The organism is Nocardia otitidiscaviarum (genome assembly GCF_007362295.1).
Lineage (GTDB): Bacteria > Actinomycetota > Actinomycetes > Mycobacteriales > Mycobacteriaceae > Nocardia > Nocardia otitidiscaviarum.
In genome coordinates, this window is the sequence record NZ_CP041695.1 from 1,361,723 (window position 1) to 1,377,164 (window position 15,442).

The 15,442-nt window shown below is 68.8% G+C and carries 19 protein-coding genes; 6 read left to right on the top strand and 13 right to left on the bottom strand.

Annotated features, from left to right (window positions below; translation table 11 throughout):
* Positions 1-57: 57 nt before the first annotated feature.
* Positions 58-1,617: an SLC13 family permease gene (locus FOH10_RS05650; protein WP_143979914.1), complete on the top strand. Its 1,560-nt coding sequence runs from the start codon at positions 58-60 to the stop codon at positions 1,615-1,617.
* Between the two features lie 11 nt (positions 1,618-1,628).
* Here the strand turns inward: FOH10_RS05650 and FOH10_RS05655 are convergent, their stop codons facing one another.
* Entirely contained in the window at positions 1,629-2,003 is a 375-nt protein-coding gene (locus tag FOH10_RS05655) for a hypothetical protein (protein ID WP_143979915.1), read from the bottom strand.
* 8 nt (positions 2,004-2,011) lie between these two features.
* On the bottom strand, positions 2,012-2,425 hold the full coding sequence (locus tag FOH10_RS05660) for a hypothetical protein (protein WP_244961655.1): 414 nt from the start codon (positions 2,423-2,425) through the stop codon (positions 2,012-2,014).
* An 83-nt stretch (positions 2,426-2,508) separates the two neighbouring features.
* Between FOH10_RS05660 and FOH10_RS05665 the strand changes: the two genes are divergently transcribed.
* The gene (locus FOH10_RS05665) at positions 2,509-2,964 is read left to right on the top strand and encodes a MarR family winged helix-turn-helix transcriptional regulator (RefSeq protein ID WP_186000731.1); all 456 of its coding nucleotides are present in this window, start codon (positions 2,509-2,511) and stop codon (positions 2,962-2,964) included.
* 78 nt (positions 2,965-3,042) lie between these two features.
* Here the strand turns inward: FOH10_RS05665 and putP are convergent, their stop codons facing one another.
* The 7 genes from putP to FOH10_RS05695 form a co-directional block, all read right to left on the bottom strand.
* Positions 3,043-4,548: a sodium/proline symporter PutP gene (gene putP / locus FOH10_RS05670; RefSeq protein WP_143979917.1), complete on the bottom strand. Its 1,506-nt coding sequence runs from the start codon at positions 4,546-4,548 to the stop codon at positions 3,043-3,045.
* A gap of 217 nt (positions 4,549-4,765) precedes the next feature.
* Complete coding sequence (locus FOH10_RS05675; RefSeq protein WP_143979918.1) at positions 4,766-5,050, bottom strand: hypothetical protein; 285 nt, start codon at positions 5,048-5,050, stop codon at positions 4,766-4,768.
* A 14-nt stretch (positions 5,051-5,064) separates the two neighbouring features.
* A complete protein-coding gene (locus FOH10_RS05680) occupies positions 5,065-6,003 on the bottom strand; it encodes a protein kinase family protein (RefSeq protein ID WP_186000732.1) in 939 nt (312 codons plus the stop codon).
* Between the two features lie 258 nt (positions 6,004-6,261).
* A complete protein-coding gene (locus FOH10_RS05685) occupies positions 6,262-6,651 on the bottom strand; it encodes a YbaB/EbfC family nucleoid-associated protein (protein ID WP_143979920.1) in 390 nt (129 codons plus the stop codon).
* A 95-nt stretch (positions 6,652-6,746) separates the two neighbouring features.
* A complete protein-coding gene (locus FOH10_RS05690; protein ID WP_143979921.1) occupies positions 6,747-7,145 on the bottom strand; it encodes a DUF302 domain-containing protein in 399 nt (132 codons plus the stop codon).
* A 15-nt stretch (positions 7,146-7,160) separates the two neighbouring features.
* Positions 7,161-7,322, bottom strand: a complete 162-nt coding sequence (locus FOH10_RS34695; RefSeq protein WP_186000733.1) for a hypothetical protein — start codon at positions 7,320-7,322, stop codon at positions 7,161-7,163.
* 24 nt (positions 7,323-7,346) lie between these two features.
* Positions 7,347-7,736, bottom strand: coding sequence for a carboxymuconolactone decarboxylase family protein (locus tag FOH10_RS05695; protein ID WP_143979922.1), 390 nt, complete (start codon positions 7,734-7,736; stop codon positions 7,347-7,349).
* A gap of 127 nt (positions 7,737-7,863) precedes the next feature.
* On the opposite strand from FOH10_RS05695, the gene FOH10_RS05700 reads away from it, so the two are divergent.
* The gene (locus FOH10_RS05700; RefSeq protein ID WP_029931973.1) at positions 7,864-8,124 is read left to right on the top strand and encodes a metal-sensitive transcriptional regulator; all 261 of its coding nucleotides are present in this window, start codon (positions 7,864-7,866) and stop codon (positions 8,122-8,124) included.
* A 73-nt stretch (positions 8,125-8,197) separates the two neighbouring features.
* Positions 8,198-9,787: an alpha/beta hydrolase gene (locus FOH10_RS05705; RefSeq protein ID WP_244961658.1), complete on the top strand. Its 1,590-nt coding sequence runs from the start codon at positions 8,198-8,200 to the stop codon at positions 9,785-9,787.
* Position 9,788: 1 nt separating this feature from the next.
* Here FOH10_RS05705 and FOH10_RS05710 read toward each other — a convergent pair whose 3' ends face one another.
* From FOH10_RS05710 to FOH10_RS05725, 4 genes are read right to left on the bottom strand one after another with little or no spacing between them, the layout of a single operon-like run.
* Positions 9,789-10,721 carry a glycine betaine ABC transporter substrate-binding protein gene (locus tag FOH10_RS05710; RefSeq protein ID WP_143983881.1) on the bottom strand — a complete coding sequence of 311 codons (933 nt, stop codon included), beginning with the start codon at positions 10,719-10,721 and terminating at the stop codon, positions 9,789-9,791.
* Between the two features lie 47 nt (positions 10,722-10,768).
* A complete protein-coding gene (locus FOH10_RS05715) occupies positions 10,769-11,518 on the bottom strand; it encodes an ABC transporter permease (protein WP_029931976.1) in 750 nt (249 codons plus the stop codon).
* On the bottom strand, positions 11,515-12,696 hold the full coding sequence (locus FOH10_RS05720) for an ABC transporter ATP-binding protein (RefSeq protein WP_143979923.1): 1,182 nt from the start codon (positions 12,694-12,696) through the stop codon (positions 11,515-11,517). The genes FOH10_RS05715 and FOH10_RS05720 overlap by 4 nt, the downstream gene beginning before the upstream one ends.
* Entirely contained in the window at positions 12,689-13,294 is a 606-nt protein-coding gene (locus FOH10_RS05725; RefSeq protein ID WP_411157759.1) for an ABC transporter permease, read from the bottom strand. The genes FOH10_RS05720 and FOH10_RS05725 overlap by 8 nt, the downstream gene beginning before the upstream one ends.
* A 428-nt stretch (positions 13,295-13,722) precedes the next feature.
* Between FOH10_RS05725 and FOH10_RS05730 the strand changes: the two genes are divergently transcribed.
* Together FOH10_RS05730 and FOH10_RS05735 are read left to right on the top strand one after the other, a co-directional pair.
* Positions 13,723-14,640: an alpha/beta hydrolase gene (locus FOH10_RS05730; RefSeq protein WP_143983882.1), complete on the top strand. Its 918-nt coding sequence runs from the start codon at positions 13,723-13,725 to the stop codon at positions 14,638-14,640.
* A 68-nt stretch (positions 14,641-14,708) separates the two neighbouring features.
* Positions 14,709-15,377 carry a hypothetical protein gene (locus tag FOH10_RS05735; protein ID WP_143979925.1) on the top strand — a complete coding sequence of 223 codons (669 nt, stop codon included), beginning with the start codon at positions 14,709-14,711 and terminating at the stop codon, positions 15,375-15,377.
* Positions 15,378-15,442 lie beyond the last annotated feature (65 nt).

A 15,442-nucleotide genomic window follows, 5' to 3' on the forward strand; every position in this document is an offset into this window, starting at 1 on the left:
CGTACGGGGCCGGACCGCCCGGTACCGTCACGGACACAGCGCGTTGAGAGGTGGGCTATGTCACATTCCACTGATTCCGCGGTCGTCGTGGACGATTCCAGCGGCGCGGCCCCGCGACGGTGGATCGGCCTCGGCCTCGGGGTGATCCTGGCCGTGATCGTGTACTGGGTACTGCCCGATTCGCTCGGGACGCCCGCGCGGTCGACCGCGGCGGTGGCCGTGCTCATGGCCGTGTGGTGGATGACCGAGGCATTGCCGCTGCCCGCTACGGCGCTGGTGCCGCTGGTGGCGTTCCCGCTGCTGAATGTCGCGCCGATGGGAACGCGGGGGCTCGATGCCGTCGGGGACGACGCGACCACCGGTGATGTGCTCGGCGCCGCCGCGCCCTACGCCGACAAGATCATCTTTCTGTTCCTGGGCGGCTTCCTGCTGGCGGCGGCCATGCAGAAGTGGGGACTGCACCGCCGCATCGCCTTGCGGACCATCCGTGCGGTGGGCACCCGGCCGGTATGGCTCATCGCGGGGTTCATGCTGGCCACGGCCTTCTTGTCGATGTGGGTGAGCAATACCGCGACCGCCGTCATGATGCTGCCCATCGGCCTGTCGGTGATCGTGCTGACCACGCGGCTCGGGGACGGCGACGGCGATCCAAACTTCGCCGCGGCGCTCATGCTCGGTATCGCCTACGCGGCGTCGATCGGCTCGCTGGGCACGATCATCGGCACCCCGCCCAACGGTCTGCTGGTGTCGAACCTGGCCGAGGAGGGCATAGCCATCTCGTTCGGCCAGTGGATGCTGTTCGGGGTGCCGATCGCCGCGGTGTTCCTGGTGCTGGCCTGGATCGTATTGACCCGCTTGGTATTTCCGCCGCGCATGTCCGAAATACCCGGCGGTCGTGAGGCCATCGACGAGCAGTACCGCGAACTGGGGCCGATGTCGCGCGGGGAGATCACGGTCCTGGTGGTGTTCGTGACCACCGCGCTGGCCTGGATCCTCATACCGACCTTGTTCGGCTCCAACGGAATCGACGCGCTGCGCGACGCCTTGCCGTTCCTGACCCGCATCGGTGACGAGGTGATCGCCATCGTCATGGCCATCGCCCTGTTCATCGTTCCGGTCGGCCGCGGCGAACGCCTGCTGGACTGGGAGACGGCCAAGGGCATCCCCTGGGGCATTCTGCTGCTCTTCGGCGGCGGGCTGTCGCTGGCCAACCAGATCCGGGTGACCGGATTGGGCACCTGGATCGGCGATCAGGTGTCCGGGCTCGGCGGCATTCCGATCCTGCTGCTGGTCGCCGTGGTTACCGGCCTGGTGCTGCTGCTCACCGAGTTGACCAGCAACACCGCCACCACCGCCACCTTCCTCCCGATCATCATCGGTGTGGCGGGCGGCCTCGGCCTGGACCCGATGCTGCTCGCGGTCCCCGTGGCCCTGGCCGCGACATCGGCCTTCATGCTGCCGGTGGCGACACCGCCCAACGCCGTGGTCTTCGGTTCGGGACATATCCGCATCGGCCAGATGATCAGGGCCGGAATCGGTCTCAACGTGATCGGCATGGTCTTGATCACCCTGGCCATGTTCACTCTCGCCGGACCGATCCTGGGCGTGGACCTCTGACCCGGTCGCCCTCACGAGCCTGCGGGGACCGCCCGGGCCGTAGCGCGCGGGGGAGTACCCCGCCGGTCCCGGCGGTGCCAGGCGAACGCCAGCCCCATGGCGACACATAGCGCCGCGATCAGGGCGGTGAACACATTGAACGCGCCGCGGGTGAGGTAGGAGGACACGGCCGTCCCGATCACCCCGGCGGCGAACGCGAAACCGAAGCCGAGTGCCGGGACCGCATGTCGGTGAGGCAGCAGCGCGGCGGTGGTCAGCCATACGCACAGCACCAGATCGGGCCAAAGAAACAGGTTGTCCGCGTGGAATCGATTCTGCAGGAAGAGATAGAGAAAGGTCGGGAGGCTGACGGTGACGGCGGCCAGGCGGCCCGCGATCAGCAGCATGCCGCCCATCAGGCGAGCGCGCCGATCGTGCGTCGGGGACGGGCGTACCGGATCGCCACACCGGTGAGTGCGGCGATGCACAGCAGGTCGAACACGATGCTGAACGGTGCGAGATCGCCGCGGATGGTCGGGTTCGGCAGGATCAGCAGCAGGAAGGTCGATTTGCCGACGATCGCGGCGATGGCCGCGGCGAACCGGGCGGAGGGGTGGAAGACGGCCCACACCAGGGCCGCGCCCAGCAGGAGTTGCAGCATGCCGCGGTGTTGCAGCAGCGCGAGGGTCATGGGATCGGGATCGGTGACCCGGTAGGTCCATTCCAGGGCGTATGCGTCGACCAGTGCGATGGCGGGGGTGGCGGTGATCAACCCCATCGTCATCAGCAACACCCGCAGCGTGGATTCGCTATTCGATCTCTCGGCCACAACCGTCTCCAATTCGTCAGTAGTGCTGATAATCAGGCTAGGCGACTATCAGGAGGCTGACAAGGGCGGCGTAAGGTATGCGCATGAGCTCGCAATCCCCCACGGAACTGGTCACCTCGTCGACCGGTTATCTCATGCTGCGACTCGGCGAGTTCCTGCGCGAGCGCACCGAAACGCTGTTGGGGCAATGGAATCTGAGCGCCCGAGACCTGCGTGTGCTCGGCTTCGCCGCCGCGCGGTCGATGTCGCAGCGGGAGTTGGCCGAGGCCGCCGGACTGGACCGCACCACCATGGTCGGTGTGCTCGACCGGCTCGAATCGATCGGTTACGCGCGTCGGGAACGCGACGAACACGACCGCAGGCGCTTTCTGGTGGCGGTGACCGAGGCGGGGGCGCGCACCCTGGAGCAGGCGGTGGCCGAACTCGCCACCGCGCAGGCCGACTTCCTGGCTCCGTTCACCCCGGAGGAGCGGCGGCAATTCCACGCCATGGTCGAGCGACTGTTCCGTGCGCACGATCCATCATGTGACCCGGCCTGATTCCGATACGTCGCTGCTGCGGTAGCCGGATTGCCCGGTGCCGCACGGATTTCCGCCGTTCGAGGCCGTGTGGGCGGCCTAGCGGGCGGGGGCGGGTTCGCCGGTCGTGCCCTCCCAGGCGCGTTCCGGCGGACTGCCGATGAAGCGGCCGCAGAGGAGGGCGGCGGCGGTGGCGACGATCCAGCCCGGCACGATCTCATACCAGCCGGTGTCGGCCAGGGCGTCGACCTGGCGCCAGACCACGACGGTGACCGCTCCGCCCAGAATGCCCGCCATCGCGCCGGCGGCCGTCATGCGCGGCCAGTACAGCGACAGCAGGATGACCGGGCCGAACGCCGCGCCGAAACCCGCCCAGGCGTAGGCGACGATATCGAGGACCGCGCCGCCGCTGAGCGCCATCACATAGGCCACGACGGCGACCGCGACCACGGCCGCGCGGCCCACCCACACCAGGACTCGTTCGGAGGCATCGCGGTTGAGGAAGGCGTGGTAGAAGTCCTCGGTCAGGGCGGTGGAGGACACCAGCAGCTGGCTGTCGGCGGTGGACATGATGGCCGCCAGCACCGCGGCCAGCACCAGACCGGCGATCCAGGGCGCCAACTCCTGCTGGGTGAGCGCGATGAACACCGTCTCGGGATTGTCCAGCGGCTCGTCGAGCGCCACCACGCCGATCAGGCCGACCAGGCAGGCGGCCGTGAGCGTGATGAGCACCCAGCTCATTCCGATGCGGCGGGCGGTGGGCACGTCGTCGGCGCTGCGAATGCCCATGAACCGCGCCAGAATATGCGGCTGGCCGAAATAGCCGAGCCCCCAGGCGAGCAGCGACACGATGGCCACGAATCCGAGCGAACCGCCGTCACCCCAGACGCCGTCGGCGAAACTCGCCTCCGCGCCCATATCCATCAGGTCGGGCGTCTTGTCCCGCAACGCGTCTCGCACCGCGCCGAATCCGCCGAAGCCGGCGACGGCGACGATGGGCACCAGCACCAGGGCGAAGAACATCAGCAGGCCCTGCACCACATCGGTGAAGCTCACCGCGAGAAAACCGCCCAGGAAGGCGTACAGGACGATCACCAGCACCGCGACCGTGATGGCCAGCGTCGAGTCGACGCCGAACACCTCCTCGAACAGCACGCCCCCGGCGACCAGCCCGCTGGCCACGTACACCGTGAAGAACACCAGGATCACCAGCGCCGACACCACCCGCAACAGCCGCGTGCGGTCCTCGAACCGGCTCTCGAAATACGAGGACAGGCTCACCGCGTTACCGGCCCGCTCGGTGTAGGTGCGCAAGCGCGGCGCGACGAACAACCAGTTGAGATAGGTGCCCACCGCCAACCCGACGGCGATCCAGGTGGCGCCGATCCCGGCCGCGTACACGGCCCCGGGCAGCCCGAGCAGCAGCCAGCCGGACATATCACTGGCCTGTGCCGACAGTGCGGCCGTGGGAGCGTTGAGTTTCCGGCCGCCCAGCGCGAAATCGGCGAGCGTCGCCGTACGGCGATACACCCACACCCCGATCGCCACCATCGCCACCAGATAGATGACGAACGTGGTCAGCGTTACCGCGTCCAATTCGACCATGACGGGCACCTCCCGGGTCCGCAGCGGCTTGTGGCCGCGAGAACGTACGGCACCGCGCCGGAACGGGTGTGCCCGACAGCTGATGCCCGACTTGTCGGATCACGGTAGACGATGATCACGCCGCAGGGTGGTGACTCCCCGGGATTTCCATACCGGTCGATTTCACGCGGTCCGCGACGGCGCGTCCGGGGGTGAGTTCGATCGGCGCTCCGCCGTGCTACCGCTGACCGTCGGATTCGTCGACGATGTCGTAGTAGCTCATGCCGAAGGGTTGCAGCAGCGCGCGCATGAACCCGGGTCCGTCGTCTGGGTGCACGTACCTGCCCGTACCGCGGATCTCGATACCGGATCGATGCCATTGCTCGGCGAGAGCGCATCCCCCGGGTGCCGTGAACGTGAGTGCCGCCGTACCGGTCTCGGTCAGACGGAACTCGGCCACGCGCCGGGGATCCCAGGAGCCGAGGTCGTATATCGCGACAAGGGTCGGTAGATGTTCGTCCATACGGCTTCGATTTCCTAAACGATTATGCCTGGCCGCCATTCTCTTCCGGTGATCTTACCGTCCTGCTGGATCTCGACCAGGCGATCGACGGCCCCCTTGATGGCGTCGTCGCTCAGGCCGAGATCCCCGAGAGCGGACCGCAGCTGATCGGGGTGCAACGCGCGGACGTCCCGCAGAACGTCGGAATGCAGCGAGCCGTCGCTCGGGGCATCGGGTCCTCGGTCGTTCATGTAGTGCGAGATGAAGTCGGACCGTATACCGAATTCCGTATCTCGATACTCCGGGAACGTCAGCGAGTGGTCGATCGCCACGGGGCGGATTCGATCCGACTCGACAACCGTCCGGTAGTTGCCCGCATGCCTGTCGGTATTGCCCGTGATGTAGTCGAGCACCGCCATCCGATGCCGGTCGACGATGTCATAGTCCTCCAGGCTGCGAGCCTCGTCCGATTCCACGAACTTCATTACCGCGCTGGGGCCGAAGTCCGCGGCATTGTCGGCGATCCCGGCCGGGGGAACGAGATCCCAGCCGAGCAGGTGGTCCACCCGATAAGTCGCGACCTCCCGTGCGCCCTGAGCGCCCCCGCCAGCCGGAATACAGGCGCGGGTTCGTATCTCGCCGGTGAACGGCTTCACTACATAGCGGCTGCCATCGCTCGATTCGGCACGGTAGACCTGCTTTTCGCGCTGACCCCGCTCGAGATCGTTCCCCAGCGTGGCGTCGGGTCCGTGCAGCGAGTCGACCCGCCGTCCCGGATCCGGCCCCGACAGGCCACGTCGCATCTCCAGTTCTTCGCGGCTCGGCCGGTAGCCGGTTGCCGTGGCAGGTGGCGTGTCGGGGACATGCCGTGGCGATTCGGAAGGAAAGTGCCCTTCCACGGCTCGCATGTTGTGCCGATCGGCCCCCACAGCGTTCGAGCCGGTCGCGCGCAGTTCGCCGGCGGCATGGTGCATGGGCGGGGCGGCGCCCTGATTGGCTCCGCTCTGGAGCGCCGTGCTGATCCGCTGCAAGATCTGCTGTCCCAGCCGGGAGAGCAACCCACTCATCCCATCGCTCCCCGCACCCGGCATCGGTCAACCGACGTGAGTCATCACGCCGCCTGGTGATCATCCGAGATGACGGCGGGATGCACCGATTACGGTATTCCCATTACGGGGAAGAGTGGATCGGCAGGAAGGGTTGGGTCGGCGGGCAACGCGTGTCGGGGCCTCCTACCCGAAGCTCGGCGCGCCGGGGACCACGGCGGCCGGGGAGGGGAGCTGGCCGGGGGTCGGTGTGAAGGAGGCCATCAGTTCCCAGGTGCGCGCCTGGGCGCGCTTGGACGCCTCGCGGCCGGCCGCCGCGACGGCGGTGCCCAGCTGTTCCAGGGAGATTCGCCGGGCGTCGGCGCCGAAGCGCACGTCGGTGAGTACACCGGAGGCGTCCACGGTGACCTCCACCAGGCCGTCCGCCGACTCGGCGGTGCAGCGCAGCGTGTGCAGCCGCTGATAGATGTCGGCGAGCCGTGCCTGTTGCTCGCCGAGTGCGCCGACGACCTGATCGATCTGCTCGCGCGCCGGATCGGTGGGTGAGCGCAGGTCTACTCGTTCCGCACTGTCCATCGCAACTCCTCGTCTCGCGATCCGGTTCGTTCGCTGCCATTGTCGGTTCTTCCCAGTGTGGGGAGCACCGCATGCGTACGGCGGCGAGTGGACGCTCAGTCGCCGAGTGCCGTGATGGCGGCGCGCAGCCGGTCGGTGGCCTCGTCGGCCACGTCCTCGAGGGCGGGTGCGTCGGCGAGATCCGCCATCATTCGCGGGTCCGCTGCCTCCACCAGCACGGTGTCGGGTCCGGTGCCGCGGACCACGACATTGCAGGGGAGCAGCAGGCCGATGCGGCGCTCGGCGTCGAGGGCGCGGTTGGCCAGTGGGGGATTGCACGCGCCGAGGATGAGGTAGTCCTCCATGTCGACGTCGAGTTTGGCCTTCATGGTGGCGCGGACGTCGATTTCGGTGAGCACTCCGAAACCCTGCTGCGACAGGGCCGTTCGGGTGCGTTCCACGGCATCGGCGAAGGAGGTGTGCAGCGTGGTCGACAGTTCCGGGTTCGTCTTCATCTCGTCACCTGCTCGCTATCGGTTGCGGAGGCGGCGCAGCCAGCCTCGGTCGGTATCGGTCTGGTGGCCGGGGCACCACTGGTCGGCGGGGACCGCGGCGCGGACCTGCGCGACATGGTGGCCGCAGCCGGACCAGGTGGTCTTGCCGCAGGTTCGGCAGCGGACGGGGCTACACATGCGGGATTACCTTTCCGTGGTGGGTCATGCCGGGCCGTCGCCGTTGTCGACCGCGTCGGCGAATTCGCAGAAGGCTTCGTAGGCGCGGGCGCCGTGGATGGTGGCGGGTCCGCCGTGCATGAGGAAGGTGACGCCGATGGCCTCGGCGGCCTCCTGCCGGGTGGCTCCGGCGCGGGCCGCGGCCTGCCCGTGCGAGGCGATGCAGCCGTCGCAGCCCTCCACCACGCCGATGGCGAAGGCGATGAGTTCCTTGGTCTTGCGGTCCAGCGCCCCCGGCGCGAACGCCGCCTTGCTCAGCTCGCCGAAGCCCTTGTAGACCTCGGGAATGCTGCGGCGCAGCTCACGGTGCTGTGGGGACAGTTCGCGCAGCACCGCGGTGCCGTGCCGGGACGTGTGCTCGGTGACGGGTGACATCGGTGTTCCTTTCGACTCTCACTTATCCCCCCGGGGGGATGCAAGACCCAGCGTACATCCCCCCGGGGGGATATACAATGAACGAGTCCGGCCGCGATTCGGCCGATCAGCCGAAGGAGATGGACCCATGCGACTAGAGCCCGAGGACACCAGGGCCGTGCTCACCCGGATGAAGCGCGCTCACGGCCATTTGGCCAGCGTCATCCGCATGATGGAGGAGGGCGCGGAATGTGAGGACGTCCTCACCCAGCTCGCCGCCGTCAACAAGGCGCTCAGCCGCAGCGGCTACGCGCTGGTGGCCACCGGCCTGCAGCACTGCCTGACCACCGGCGGCCCGGACAGCGTCGACACCAAGAAGATGGAGAAGCTCTTCCTCTCCCTGGCCTGAGTTCGACCGGCCGCCAGCGGGATTCCCGTCATCGGGCACGCTGTGGCAGGGTGGTCCGGGCAGGTGTCGTTCGGTGTTCGGAAGGCTCGGTGTGGTTTCGCGGTTGGGGCGCAGCAGATTTCCGTGGCTAGTCGCCCTCGCGGTGGTGCTGGCCGGGCTGGGTGCGGTGCCCGTGCCCGCCGCGGCCGACGCCGTCGACAACCATGTCGACGCGCTGGCCGAGGCGGCGGAAACACCGGTGCTGCACTGGAACGACTGCGGTGACGGGTTCGAGTGCGCGAGCGCGACGGTGCCGCTGGACTACCACCGTCCGCGCGACGAGGGCATCGAACTGGCCGTGATCAAACTGCCCGCCGCGGATCCGAATGCCCGCATCGGCACCCTGTTCGTCAATTTCGGCGGTCCTGGCGCGTCCGGCGTCGATCGGCTGCGGGAACGGGCTCGCTGGCCCTGGCTGTTCTCCGCGGAGCTGCGGGCGCGCTTCGACATCGTCTCGTGGGATCCGCGGGCGGTGGCGCGCAGCGCGGCGGCACGGTGCTTTCCGAATACCGATGCGCAGCTGGCATTTCTGGGCGCGTTCCCGAATATGCCCGGAGATGCGGCGGGCGAGGCCGAATTCTATTCCTACAACCGGGAATTCGCCGAGCACTGTGCGCGATCGGCGGGCCCGATACTGCGCCACGCCTCGACCGCCGATACCGCGCGGGACCTGGAACTGCTGCGGCGGGCCGTCGGTGACCCGCGACTGACCTACCACGGCATCTCCTACGGCACCCTGCTCGGCGCCACCTACGCCAACATGTTCCCCGGACGTGTCCGGGCCCTGGTGTTCGACGGGTCCATGGACTTCCAGGGCAGTGTCACCGGCCACGGGAACCAGGGGACCACCGTTCCGCTGGACGCCCGCCAGGACGTGGCCACCGGTATCGCGGAGACCTTCGACGCCTTCCTGCGGCAGTGCGCGCAGGCCGGGCCGAACTGCGCCTTCTCCGCGGGGTTCCCCGGACTCAAATGGCGGTTGATCGCCGAACGGGCGCGCTTCGCGCCCATCCGGCTGAACGGGTACACCTGGACGTACTCCGCCATCGTCAATGCGGCGTCGGACCTTTCGCGCCCGTCCACCTATCCCGAGCTGGCCGAACTGCTGCAGTCGCTGTTCGACGCGGTGTTCGGGCTGCCGGGCATCGCGCCGGTCTCCGGCGGGGCGAACTACACCGGCAATCGCACGGAGGCGTTCTTCACCACCCAGTGCGCCGACAGCACGGTGCCCACCGATCTCGCGGTGTACAGCCGCGCCGCCGTCACCGAGGACCGGCGGGTGCCCTACTTCGGCCGGATCGGTGTCTTCGACATGATGGCCTGCGCGTTCTGGCAGGCACAGGACGCCGACCGCTACACCGGCCCCTGGAACCGCCGGACCGCCGCCCCGATCCTGGTGCTCAACAGCCGATTCGACCCGGCCACACCGCTGGCGGGCGCGGACGCGGGAGCCGCGCAACTGGCCGACGCCCGCGTGGTGGTGGTCGAGGGGACGGGCCACAGCAGCATGTACGTGCCCAGCACCTGTGCCGAACGGGTGAAGCGGGAATACCTGTTCACCGGCGAACTGCCTCCGGCGGACACCCGATGCGCGATGGACCGGTCGCCGTTCGATCCGGCCTGACTCACCCGATGGTGACGAATCCCCGCTCCGCCATCCACTCGCGCGCCACCTGCGCCGGTTCGCGGCCCTCTACATCCACCTGCCGGTTCAATTCGGTGATGGTCTCGTTGGTGAGCAGTCGCGAGATCGGGGTCAGCACCTCGATCACCTCCGGATGCGCCGTGGCGAAATCCTCCCGCATGACCAGGGCCGCATTGTATTGCGGGAAGAAGCCGCGATCGTCGGTGAGCAGCCGCAGATCCAGTGCGGGAATACGGCCGTCGGTGGCGGCGACGGAGCCGAAGCGGCACTGGCGGGCATCGGCGACGGCCTGATAGACGAGCGCGTCCTGCACGATCTGCTTCGGCACCCGACCGGCATCGACGCCGTAGGTGCGCGTCATGCCCGGGAAACCGTCCTGGCGCACATTGAATTCGGTGCCGACGCAGGTGGCGGCAGCGGCCGGATCGGCGGCGACCAGCGCCGCGTAGTCGGACAGGGTCCGCACCCCGGTCTCCTCGGCCGTGCGGGCGCTGGTCGCGATGGCATAGGTGTTGTTCATGGGAGCCATTGCCGCCCAGACCATGCCGTGTGCGGCCAGATCGGCGTCCCGCACCGCCTCGAACTGCTCCCGGGAACCCGGCACCGGAGTCTCGTTGCCCAGGTAGTTGATCCAGCCCGTCCCGGTGTAGTCGTAGGCGATATCGATCTGCCCGCGCTCCTGCGCGGCGCGCAGACTGTTGGAGCCGACGATATTGGTGAGGTCGCGCACCTGTGCCCCGGCCGCCGAGAGCGCGAACTCGATGAGGTACCCGAGCACGAGCTGCTCGGTGAAGTCCTTGGAGCCGACCGTGATCGACACCCCGTCCAGTGCGGGAACCGGCTGAACAGAGCCGGGCTCGACGCGCAGCGGCACCGCGCTGCCCGCCTCCAGGCCGCAGGCCGCCGCCAGCATTCCGATGGCGAGCAGCACGGCCGTGCAGCCGCGCCGGATTCGACCGTTCACCGCAACCCCCTCGGGCCGAGGAACCGCTCGGCCAGCGCCCCCAGCCAGTCGATGAACAGGGCGAGCGCCACCGTCAGCAGCGCGCCCACCCAGAGCGTCACATTATCGCGCAGCTTGTAGCCGGTGTCGATGAGGATGCCCAGCCCGCCCGCGCTCACCAGGAACGACAGGGTGGCGGTGCCCACCGCCAGCACCAGCGAGGTGCGCAGTCCCGCCAGAATGTAGGGCACGGCGAGCGGGAATTCGATGCGCCGCAGCACCGTCGCCGCCGACATGCCCTGGCCACGACCCGCGTCGACGATCGCCGGATCGACCTCGTCGTAGCCCAGGATGGTATTGCGCAGCACCGGCAGCAATGACAGCAGCACGATGGGGGCGACCCCGATCCAGAAGCCGGTGGTGCGGGTGATCAGGTAGAACAGCACGATGAGGCCGATGGCCGGGGCCGCCGCGCCGATATTCGCCAGACCGACGAACAGCGGTGTGAGACGCCGGAATCGGGGGCGGGTGAGCAGCGTGCCCAGCGGTACGGCGATCACGACGACGATCGCGACCACGGTGACGGTGATGAGAACGTGCTGTCGGGTGACGGTGGCGATATTGTCGGCGGTGAGGCTGGCCCGCTGCGTGGCCGTGAGGTCGCGCGCGAAGGCCCACACCAGGACTCCCGCACTCAGCAGCACCGCGAGCAGCGGCTGCGCCACCAGCCGGATGCGTTCGGCGCGCCGCTCGGCCCGCGCGGTCACGCCGAATCTCCCGCGTCCGCGCGCGCGTGCGCGGTCCGGATGGCGGACAGGTGCGCGACCAGCGTGTCGATGGTGATCAGACCGGCGTAGGCGCCGCGGCGGCCGGTGACGACGGCATTGGCGGTGCTGTCGGCGAGCAGCGCCTCCAGTGCCTCCTGCAAGGTGGACCGCAGCGAAACTGCCTCGCCCACCGGCGTTCCCACCTCCCGCAGTGAGGTCGCGTGCGCGAGCTGGGGGAGGGTGACCCAGCGCAGCGGGCGGCTGTGGTCGTCGAGAATCAGGCCGAAGTCGCGCTGCCCGCTGGCGAGCGTCTCGCGCAGCAGGTCGACCGAGGAGCTCTCCACCACGGTGGGGCAGTCACCCAGTTCGACGTCCGCGACCCGGGTGAGGGTGAGCTGTTTGAGCGCCGCGTCCGCGCCCACGAATCCGGCCACGGTCTCGTCGGCCGGTTCGGCCAGGATCGCGGCCGGGGTGTCGTACTGCAGGATGCGGGATCGGTTGCCCAGCACCGCGATACGGTCGCCGAGCTTGACCGCCTCGTTGAAGTCGTGGGTGACGAAGACGATGGTCTTGCGCAATTCGGCTTGCAGCCGCAGCAATTCGTCCTGGAGCAGGCCGCGGGTGATGGGGTCGACCGCGCCGAACGGCTCGTCCATGAGCAGCACCGGCGGATCGGCGGCCAGCGCCCGCGCCACTCCGACCCGCTGCTGCTGACCGCCCGACAGCTGACGCGGATAGCGATCGCGGAAGGTGTCCGGATCGAGCCCCACCAGCTCGAGCATCTCGTCGACGCGCGCGGCGACGCGGGCGCGATCCCAGCCGACGAGGCCGGGGACGGTGGCCACATTCCGCGCCACCGTCAGATGCGGGAACAGTCCGGCCTGCTGGATGGAGTAGCCGATGCCGCGCCGCAACCGATCCGGGTTCACCGCCGCGGTGTCGCGCCCGTCGATGGTGATGGTGCCCGAACTGGGTTCGATGAGCCGGTTGATCATGCGCATGGTGGTGGTCTTGCCGCAGCCCGACGGCCCCACCAGCACCACCGTCTCCCCGGCCGGAATGGTCATGGAGACCCGGTCCACCGCCGGGTCACGTTGGCCCGGATAGTGTTTGGTGACGGCGTCGAGCACGATCTCGGCCCCGGAGACGGCCGGTTCGACGCTGCTGGTGTCAGGCACGGATACCCCCGGATGTGGTCAGTCGCCCGGTGAGGACGAGGAGTGCGTCGAGCAGCAGGGCCAGGACCACGATGAGCACCGTGCCGGTGAGCGCCTGCGGCACCGCCGTCGGCGTGCCCAGCCGGGCCAGTCCCGAGAAGATGAGATTGCCCAGGCCGGGGCCCTTGGCGTAGGCGGCGATGGCGAGAATCCCCATGATCATCTGGGTACTGACCCGCATGCCCGCGAGAATGGCGGGCCAGGCCAGCGGCAGTTCGATTCGCGTCAGCACCCGCAGCCGGTTCATCCCCACGCCGCGCGCGGCATCGGTCACCGCCGGATCCACCGCGGACAGCCCGACGATGGTGTTGCGCAGGATCGGCAGCAGCGCGTACAGCACGAGCGCGGTGATGGTGGGCGGAACCCCTAGGCCCAGAACGGGAATCAGTATCCCGAGCAGTGCGAACGACGGAATGGTCAGGATGATGCTCGCGGTGGCGGTCGCCGCCGCCGACCCCAGCGGGCTGCGGTGCACCAGCGCCCCGATCAGCACCGCCACCACCGAGGCGATGACGATGGCCTGCACCACCGCGGAGACGTGCAGATACGAATCCGTCATCAGCTGCTGGCGATGGTCGACGATATAGCTCCACAGGGTGTCCAGTGCTCACCCCTCCCACTGGTCGGTGTCGCGGCCGAGCATAGTGGGGAAACCGCGACGCCCGGGGATTTCGCGGGATGCCGTCGTACCGGCGCCGGCCGACCGAGCGACACCGGCTGCGCCGGGGCCGCGGCAGTGCGACCGGTCCGGCGGGCTCGCCGGATCCCGCGGGGGATGGTGCGCGGGTGGGCGCGATATCGCCGTCGATGGTGGTCCCACCAGCGTTCCCACTTGCGCCATCCGGTAAATCCTACTGAGCCACAGCAGGATTCGCCGCTTAGTAGTAGCGTTCCCAGGGGGACTACGGTGGGAGGTACGTGGTGGACGGGGTCGTGCGGTCCGGAGATCGAGGGGTGATTCACGCGTGGTTGCGGGTGGTCGTCACGATGGTGGCGGCCGTCGCGCTCATGGCCTCGCTCGGTGCGGCGGTGGCCGATGCCGCCCCGGCGCGGCGCGCACCGGCCGGTGGTTTTCAGGAACTGTGGGTGCCGTCGAGTATGGGCCCCATCAAGGTACAGGTGCAGTGGGCGGCACGGGGTGGGAGTGCCGCGCTGTACGTGCTCGACGGGTTGCGCGCGCCGGACGACCACAGCCAGTGGACCAGTGACACCGATGCCCTGCGCCAATTCGCCGGTGACAACGTGACATTGGTGTTCCCGGTCGGCGGGCGGTCGAGCTTCTACACCGACTGGTATCGGCCGAGCGGGACCAATGGCCAGCGGGTGACGTACCGGTGGGAGACCTTCCTGACGCGGGAGCTGCCCGCCTTTCTGGCGCGGTACGGCGTATCCCGCACCAACAACGGCATCGTCGGCGCTTCCATGGGCGGCAATGCCGCACTCGTCCTGGCGGCCTACCATCGCGACCAGTTCCGCTTCGCGGGCAGCTTCTCGGGGTTCGTGAATCCGACCTTCCCGCTGTGGCACGAGGCCATGCGGGCGGCGATGTGGGATGAGGGCCGTTTCAACGTCGACGACATGTGGGGTCCGGCGGGCGATCCCGCCTGGCGGCGCAATGACGCCACGGTGCAGGCCGAACGGCTGCGCGGCCTACCGATGTACATCTCCACCGGCAACGGTGTCCCCGGCCTGCCCGATATCGGCTACGGCCTCGGCAATACCGCCAATGCCATGGCCCTGGAGGCCATGACCCAGACCGCCGCCCGCATCTTCCACGACCGCCTCGCCGCCCTCGGCATCCCCGCCCGCTTCGACTTCGTCCAGGGCACCCACGTCTGGCCCTACTGGCAGCAGGCCCTAGCCACCGCCCGCCCCATGATCCTCGACGCCCTCCGCGCCCACTGACCAGAGACAATCTGGCGGAACTGGCCTTCGACACCCTCGCCCGCTACGACCCGGGGACGCAGGGCGGCATGATGCACCTGCCCGATACCGACGGCGATCTGTACGCCGGATCGCTGCCGCTGGTGGAGGGCTGGCTGGCCGGGATCGGCGCGAAAGCCGGTGCACGGCCGATCGTCTTCGTCGCCGAGAACGTCGGCGTGCTGGTCGGCGCGGAGTTCTCCGACCAGCATGTGCTGCGGCTGCTGTCCGTCGCCCGGGAGCTGTTCGACAACGCGGTGCGGCCGGTGTCGCCGGTTCCCTACACGGTCGATGCGGCGGGAGCATTGGTTCCGTATCGCGTCGAGCGGGGTCACCCGGCGTGGCGGGAGATCCGTTCCGCGGAGTCGACGCTCGCCGCCCAGGTGTACACACAGCAGTACGAATACCTGCGGGCCGATCTCGCCGCGGGCCTGATCGAGGATCGTGCGGCACAGCTCATGCACGCCCGCAAGCCGGACGGCAGCGAGACGACCTTCGCGGCGTGGACCGATACGGTGCCGACCCTGCTGCCACGGGCGCACACCGTCACCCTCACCGATGTCGACACCGGCGAGACATTCGGCCTGCCCTGGGAAACCCTCGCCGACGCAGTCGATCTGCGGCCGGTCGAGGGTATCCACCCGACCCGCTACCGCGTCGTGGACCATCCCGACGCGCAGACCATGGCGCGGCTGCGAGCCTGCGCGCGTATGGACTGACGGCGGTGATATCCGCCCGCGTGCCGCGAGTACTGTCGAAGGGCATTGTTCGAACTCTGGTGGAG